Source organism: Sphingomonas sp. R-74633, assembly GCF_013416555.1.
Lineage (GTDB): Bacteria > Pseudomonadota > Alphaproteobacteria > Sphingomonadales > Sphingomonadaceae > Sphingomonas.
In genome coordinates, this window is the sequence record NZ_JACCFG010000009.1 from 1 (window position 1) to 837 (window position 837).

The following is an 837-nucleotide window of genomic DNA, read 5'->3' on the forward strand; positions in this document are numbered from 1 at the left end:
GGCACCGCGGGCAACAGCTTCGCCTCGGCGCTGGCCGGTGCGAACCTGCCGGGTGCGGGTGATGGCGACAGCAGCAAGGGCGGCATCTGGGGCCAGGTCTATGGCGGCTATCAGAAGCTGCTCGGCGACGGCGTCCATGCCGGTGTCGACAACACCACCGCGGGCGTCGCGATGGGCCTCGAGACGCGGATGGACGGCTTCACCGCGGGCATTGCCGGCGGCGTCGCGCAGATCGACTCGGACATGGACAGCCGCAACTCGACGGTCAGCGGCAACCAGTATCAGCTGGGCGGCTATCTGAGCTACGACGCCGGCGGCGCCTTTGTCGCGGCATCGGGCAGCTGGTATTCGAGCGACCTGAACAGCAAGCGCACGCTGAGCCTGGGCTCGGCGACCTCGCTGGCGACCGGCGACATCCATGCCACCGGCTATTCGGTGGGCGTGACCGGCGGCTTCCGCACCGAACTCGGCAATGGCCTGCGCCTCGCGCTGATCGGCACTGCGAGCAAGATCCGCGACCAGCGCGACGGCTTCACCGAGAGCGCAGCCGGCGGGCTCGGCCTGCAGATGGCCTCGGCCAACCGCGACCTGTTCACCGCCGGTGGCGAGCTGCGGCTCGGCGCCAGCGTGAAGACCGGCTCGGGCACGGCGATGCCGTGGGTGAGCATGGGCGTGCGCTATAATTCGGGCGATCTCGACACCGTCGGCACGCTGCGCTTCTCGGGTGCTCCCACCGGCACCGGCAGCTTCGGCGTCTCGGGCGTCCGCATCGCGCCGGTGCTCGGCACGCTCGGCGTCGGCATCGATGCCCGCGCCAGCAAGAATGTCCGCCTCGGC

General features: G+C 70.5%; 1 protein-coding gene. It reads left to right on the plus strand.

Going from position 1 to position 837, the window contains the following annotated elements; translation table 11 throughout:
• The coding region (locus HZY97_RS20795; RefSeq protein ID WP_180148022.1) for an autotransporter outer membrane beta-barrel domain-containing protein at positions 1-837 on the plus strand (837 nt) is incomplete at both ends.